This is a genomic window from Bradyrhizobium genomosp. III (assembly GCF_000261705.1).
In the GTDB taxonomy this organism is placed as follows: domain Bacteria; phylum Pseudomonadota; class Alphaproteobacteria; order Rhizobiales; family Xanthobacteraceae; genus Bradyrhizobium; species Bradyrhizobium ottawaense.
On the sequence record NZ_AJQF01000212.1, the window covers coordinates 1 to 5,350 of the forward strand.

7 protein-coding genes are annotated in these 5,350 nt (G+C 64.0%); 4 read left to right on the forward strand and 3 right to left on the reverse strand.

Going from position 1 to position 5,350, the window contains the following annotated elements; translation table 11 throughout:
* Window positions 1-297, forward strand: a 297-nt coding sequence (lepB, locus tag IC66_RS0118455; protein WP_038948603.1) for a signal peptidase I, incomplete at its 5' end; no start/stop codon positions are given.
* Window positions 298-313: 16 nt separating this feature from the next.
* Entirely contained in the window at window positions 314-880 is a 567-nt protein-coding gene (locus tag IC66_RS0118460; protein WP_028139833.1) for a nucleotidyltransferase family protein, read from the forward strand.
* A 128-nt stretch (window positions 881-1,008) separates the two neighbouring features.
* Here the strand turns inward: IC66_RS0118460 and IC66_RS0118465 are convergent, their stop codons facing one another.
* The 3 genes from IC66_RS0118465 to IC66_RS0118475 form a co-directional block, all read right to left on the reverse strand.
* A complete protein-coding gene (locus IC66_RS0118465) occupies window positions 1,009-1,587 on the reverse strand; it encodes a PAN domain-containing protein (protein WP_028139832.1) in 579 nt (192 codons plus the stop codon).
* Window positions 1,588-1,800: 213 nt separating this feature from the next.
* Window positions 1,801-3,171 carry a glutamate--cysteine ligase gene (locus tag IC66_RS0118470; protein WP_028139831.1) on the reverse strand — a complete coding sequence of 457 codons (1,371 nt, stop codon included), beginning with the start codon at window positions 3,169-3,171 and terminating at the stop codon, window positions 1,801-1,803.
* A gap of 99 nt (window positions 3,172-3,270) precedes the next feature.
* Complete coding sequence (locus tag IC66_RS0118475) at window positions 3,271-3,768, reverse strand: MarR family winged helix-turn-helix transcriptional regulator (protein WP_018316363.1); 498 nt, start codon at window positions 3,766-3,768, stop codon at window positions 3,271-3,273.
* A 126-nt stretch (window positions 3,769-3,894) separates the two neighbouring features.
* On the opposite strand from IC66_RS0118475, the gene gstA reads away from it, so the two are divergent.
* Both gstA and IC66_RS0118485 read left to right on the forward strand, forming a co-directional pair.
* A complete protein-coding gene (gene gstA / locus IC66_RS0118480) occupies window positions 3,895-4,509 on the forward strand; it encodes a glutathione transferase GstA (RefSeq protein WP_038948604.1) in 615 nt (204 codons plus the stop codon).
* Window positions 4,510-4,748: 239 nt separating this feature from the next.
* Window positions 4,749-5,057: a hypothetical protein gene (locus tag IC66_RS0118485; RefSeq protein ID WP_131233047.1), complete on the forward strand. Its 309-nt coding sequence runs from the start codon at window positions 4,749-4,751 to the stop codon at window positions 5,055-5,057.
* Window positions 5,058-5,350: the final 293 nt, after the last annotated feature.

The window sequence follows — 5,350 nt, forward strand, 5'->3', positions numbered from 1 at the left end:
CTGCCGAACGGCGTCTCGCATTTGATCTTCAAGATGCGCGACAACGGTCCGCTCGACAACTCGCCGGAAGTGACGGTGCCGGCCGGCCACCTCTTCGTGCTCGGCGACAACCGCGACAATTCCGCCGACAGCCGCGTGCCGCTGCGGTCCGGCGGCGTCGGCCTGTTGCCGATCGACAATCTGATCGGCCGTGCCGATGCGGTGCTCGGCTCCTGGGATCTCGGCATACGCGGCCAGCCGGTTTACACCTGGCTCTCCGGCTTCCGGCTCGGCCGGTTCTTCACCGCCGTGCATTGAGCCGCCTCATCGCACGATGAACCGTGACGAATTCCTCGCGCTCGCGCTGAGAAATCCCGTCAACGTCACGATCATCGACGTGCTGGCGCAGCTCGATCTGCCGGATGCATGGCTGGTCTCGGGATGCCTGGTGCAGACCGTATGGAACGTGCTCACCGGCCGCCCCGTCGATCACGGCATCGCCGACTACGATGCGTTCTATTTCGATCCCGATACATCGTGGGAGGCGGAGGATTCGGTGATCCGCGCCCTGCATGAGCGGCTCGCGCATCTCGGCGCCAAGGTCGAGATCCGCAACCAGGCGCGTGTGCATCTGTGGTACCCGGCCAAGCACGGCCTGCCCTATCCGCCGCTGAGAAGCTCGAGGGAAGGCATCGACCGCTTCCTCACGCAGAACACGCAGGTCGGGGTCAGGCGCACAGGCGGTGGCTACGAGGTCTACGCGCCGCACGGGTTTGACGATGTCGCAGGGCTGATCGCGCGGCCGAATCCGGGCCCGAATTTTTCCGCGACGAATTACGAGGCGAAGGCCGCACGCTGGAAGGCGCTATGGCCCGAGCTCACGGTGAACGCGGCGGAGTGAGGTCTCGTAGGGTAGGCAAAGCGGAGCGTGCCCACGCGTCTGTCGCCGCGTCTCAGAGATCGTGGGCACGGCGCAAGGGCGCCTTTGCCCACCCTACGGCACCTGCGTCCGGGGCACGAGCACCAACGCTACCGCACCACGCCCGACGTGAAGCCCGCCTTCCTTCGCGGCGGCTTGATTTCCTTTTTCAGGAAGCAACGCGCTTCGCGCCCGGTGTAGCCGGGGCGGGCATAGGTGAAGGCGCGGCATTTGTTGTCGGCGGTGCAGGCGGCCTTGCAGGCCTCTTCGCCCTCGCCGTCCTTGAGCTCGAAATTGCGCAGATCGCCGCCGGGGCGGTCGATCGACGTCTCCACGCCCTCGACCCGCGGTTCGATCACGCCGGCGCCGCGCACACCCGAGATGCAGCAACTTCCCGGCACCCGCGCCGGCACCGTGTTCTTCAGCCAGCACACCGCCGCACCGCCTTCGACGTCGGGATAGCTGAAGCTCCACGAGCGGCAGCGGCGGTCGCGCTCGCACAGCAGCGCGCAATCCTCAGGATCGCCTGAAGCGACCGGCGTGCTGAAATAGTCGCCGCCGGGCCGGTCGAACGCAGTCTGGGCGCGCGCCGGCACACTCGCGCATGCGAGCGAAAGCAGCGCGGCGCATACCACGACTTTTGCCAAGACCTTTGCCATGACGGCGCCGGACAGGCGGCCCTTCCCCATCGGAACAGCTTTCGAGTTATTGACGACGCTCGGGTTTTTTCAGCCGGTCATTTGATCGCCGCAAACCTGTATGGGCGATGAACGGCTGAATCCCGACCGGGGGCCGACCGGCCTAAAGCGCGATGCGATGAGGATGACTCGTCATCGCGCTTCAGGTTGTTGTTTAAGCATGATCTTTTCGGAAAACCGCTGCGCGCTTTTCCGGATCAGGCTTTAGAACGCGTATTCCGCGTAGGCCGGTTCCACCGAGCCCTTCCAGGGACCGTTGAACTTGTCCAACATTTCCTCGGCCGGCGTCCGGCCGGAATCGATGATGCGGTCGAGCGGCTCCAGATGCCGCGTTTCGTCGCGGCCGAGCTGGTCGATGCGGCCGCGCCGGCGCAGGCCGGCATGGGCCAGAACGAGGCATTCCTTGGCGATCTCGAACAGATAACGGTTCTTGATCCGCGCCTTGAAGCCGAAGCGCGTCACGTCGTCGCGCAGGGCCTGACGCTCGGGCGCGCTCCAGTGCTTGACGATCTCCCAGGCCGCATCGAGCGCGACGTCGTCATAGAGCAGCCCGACCCAGAACGCCGGCAGCGCCGGCAACCGGCCCCACGGGCCGCCGTCGGAGCCGCGCATCTCGAGATAGCGCTTGAGCCGCACCTCCGGGAAGATCGTCGAGAGATGGTTGGCCCAGTCCGACAGCGTCGGACGCTCGCCGGGAAGGTTGTTGTTGCGGCCGTCGAAGAACGCGCGGAACGAGGAGCCCGACACGTCGATGTATTCCTCGCCGCGCTTGACGAAATACATGGGCACGTCGAGCGCGTAGTCGACATAGCGCTCGAACCCCATGCCGTCCTCGAATGCCCACGGCATCATGCCCGACCGCGCATTGTCGGTGTCGCGCCAGATCTCGGAGCGGAAGGACAGGAAGCCGTTCGGCTTGCCTTCGGTGAACGGCGAATTGGCGAACAAGGCGGTTGCGACCGGCTGCAGCGCGAGCGAAACGCGCAGCTTCTTGACCATGTCGGCTTCGGAGGAGAAGTCGAGATTGGTCTGCACCGTGCAGGTCCGGTACATCATGTCGAGGCCGTATTGGCCGACCTTCGGCATGTAGTTGGTCATGATCTTGTAGCGGCCCTTGGGCATCACCGGGATATCGGCGCGCGACCAGGATGGCGTCATGCCGAGACCGAGGAAGCCGATGCCGAGCGGCGTTGCGATCTCGCGCACCTGTGCAAGATGCGCCATCAGCTCGCTCTGGGTCTGGTGCACGTTCTCGACCGGCGCGCCGGAGAGCTCGAACTGTCCGCCGGGCTCGAGCGATATCGCACCGCCGCCGGTGACGTCGTAGAGGCCGATGATGTTGCCCTTCTCCATGATCGGCTCCCAGCCGAGCAGGAGCTTCATGCCTTCGAGCAACGCACCGATGCCGCGCGCACCCTCGTAAGGCACCGGACGGTGGCCCTCGAGCGTGAACGGCGTCTTCTCGTGCTCGGTGCCCATGCGGAATTCGGACGGGTCCTTGCAGCCTTCCTCGAACCACGAAACGAGCTCGTCGCGCGATTGCAGCGGCGTCATATCGATCTGGTCTCGCGCCATATCAAACTCTAATCAAAAGGCGCTTCGATCGAACGCGCGCGGGTGACGGGATGGTCCGCGAACCCACCGGGCGCACGGACGAGCTGGTGTGCCGCGCGATCATCGCGACGGCGAGGTTTCGTTGACGTTGGCGACGGGCGGCAGTTTCATCTCGCCGCACGAGCAGCCCAGGCGGTCGAGCAGGCCGCTGAGCTTGACGGCATCGGCATCGGACAGTTTCGAACCGACATATTTCTCGATCGCAGCCGAATAGGCGCTCCACATCCGCTTCTGCAGCTCGCGGCCGGCTTCCGTGATCTCGACGAACTGGCCGCGCTTGTCGATCTTGCATTCGCGCCGCGAGGCGAGGCCCTCGTCGACCAGGCGGTCGATCAGGCGCGAGGTGGAATATTGCGGGATCAGCATCTGCCGTTCGAGTTCCACCGGCCTCAGCTCGCCCGAGGGAGCCCGCGACAATTCGAGCAGCGCGTCATACCATGCCAACGGCGGGAAGCCTGCCTTCTTCAGATCCTGCTCGACGCAATCGAGCACGCGGCTCTGTACCCGCATCAGGCGGATCCAGGCGGAAGTCGCCTCGGTCGATGGTTTGCGTTTCATGGTCCCGCTCAAGCTCGTCGTCCGTCTCTTACCCCATTTGATGCAGCTGCATCAATCTTGACTATTTCAAGCAGTTGCATGTAGTCGTTCTTTCGGCCGAACCAAGCGTCAAGAGGAGGAAATTCCATGAAACTGTACTATTCGCCCGGTGCCTGCTCGCTGTCCCCCCACATCGCGCTCCTCGAAGCCGGCCTGCCCTATGAGCTGGTCAAGGTCGATATCCGGGCCAAGAAGCTCGAAAATGGTGAGGACTATCTGAAGCTGAACCCAAAGGGCCAGGTCCCTGCGCTGGGCCTCGACAGCGGTGAGATCGTGACCGAAGGCCCGGTGATTGTCCAGATGATCGCCGATCAGGCATCAAGCAAGGCACTGGCGCCCGCCCATGGCAGTTCCGAGCGCTACAAGCTGCTGGAGTGGCTGAATTTCCTCACCTCGGAGGTGCACAAGAGCTTCGGTCCGATGTTCGCGCCGGCCCTGAACGACGAAGCCAAGGCTTTCTTCAGGGATCGCGTCATGGGCAAGCTGAAATATATCGACAGCCAGCTCGCCGGCCGCGACTACCTCATGGGCAAGCAGTTCACGGTGGCCGACGGCTATCTGTTCACGATGCTGACCTGGGGCGAGCGGATGAAGTTCGACCTCTCCGCGATGCCGAACCTTGCCGCCTACAAGGCCCGCGTCGAGGCGCGGCCGCAGGTGCAGGAAGCGCTGAAGAAGGAAGGCCTCGCGCAGGCGAAGTAAGACCAGCGCACGACGTTCGAGACGACGAAGAGCCGGATCGGCGATCCGGCTCTTTTGCTTGAACCAGTTGCCGAAGCCCGGACGTTCGCGAGGTCCTGGGCATCAATTTTACGAGCATTGTCGGAGTTAACAATAACTCCGCCTTGTGTGTGCGGCAGAGATCACCATCGTTGTGAGAGCAATCCAGTTGGCTCAACTTCAGCCATGTACCGCGATGCGGCCTGAACTGGGAAGCTCTCGTGACAACCGTACTCCTCCTCTTGCTCGCGAGCACGATCACCGGCGTGGCGGCGGGACTCTTCTTCCGAGTCTGGAGTCTGTTGCTGGTCTCGCCGGCGACCGCGATCCTCGTCGCAACGGTCCTTCAGACCTCGGGATTCGGATTTTGGACGGGCATTCCCATCGTTGTCGGCTGCCTGATTGCCGGCCAGGTCGCCTATTTGGCGGCGACGCGCTTTGTGCACAGAGGCGAGCTCTCAATGCAGGACGACGTCGACGGCGACCCAGGTAAGCACGGCCATCGCCATGTCGATGAAGAGAACGAGTAGCGCCAGGCCGACCCAGGAGGGGATTTTTCTGCGCCGCCGGAGGAGCCTGCGGCGCGGCCACGGCTGCCCCAGCCGCAAGAAGGGGGCGTATCTCGCGGCAACGCCGGCTGCGCTGTCTTGAAACACCGTGGGGATCATTGCGGGACACCTTCAATGCTAACCAGCCATCCGATGGATCGTCAGCAAGAGCGGTGCCAGGGCGGAGGGAGCGCGGCCGGGCGGGATTTGGAGCGCCGTTTTCTCGCCATTGGGCGACAGCAATCGGGATAGGGGGAAGCCTCGCGGCTCCGCCC

Bases quoted from the DNA above. Each gene is read 5' to 3' on its own strand.
- IC66_RS0118460 (WP_028139833.1), top strand. From the start codon at position 314: ATGAACCGTGACGAATTCCTCGCGCTCGCGCTGAGAAATCCCGTCAAC.
- IC66_RS0118465 (WP_028139832.1), bottom strand. From the start codon at position 1,587: ATGGGGAAGGGCCGCCTGTCCGGCGCCGTCATGGCAAAGGTCTTGGCA.
- gstA (WP_038948604.1), top strand. From the start codon at position 3,895: ATGAAACTGTACTATTCGCCCGGTGCCTGCTCGCTGTCCCCCCACATC.
- IC66_RS0118475 (WP_018316363.1), bottom strand. From the start codon at position 3,768: ATGAAACGCAAACCATCGACCGAGGCGACTTCCGCCTGGATCCGCCTG.
- IC66_RS0118470 (WP_028139831.1), bottom strand. From the start codon at position 3,171: ATGGCGCGAGACCAGATCGATATGACGCCGCTGCAATCGCGCGACGAG.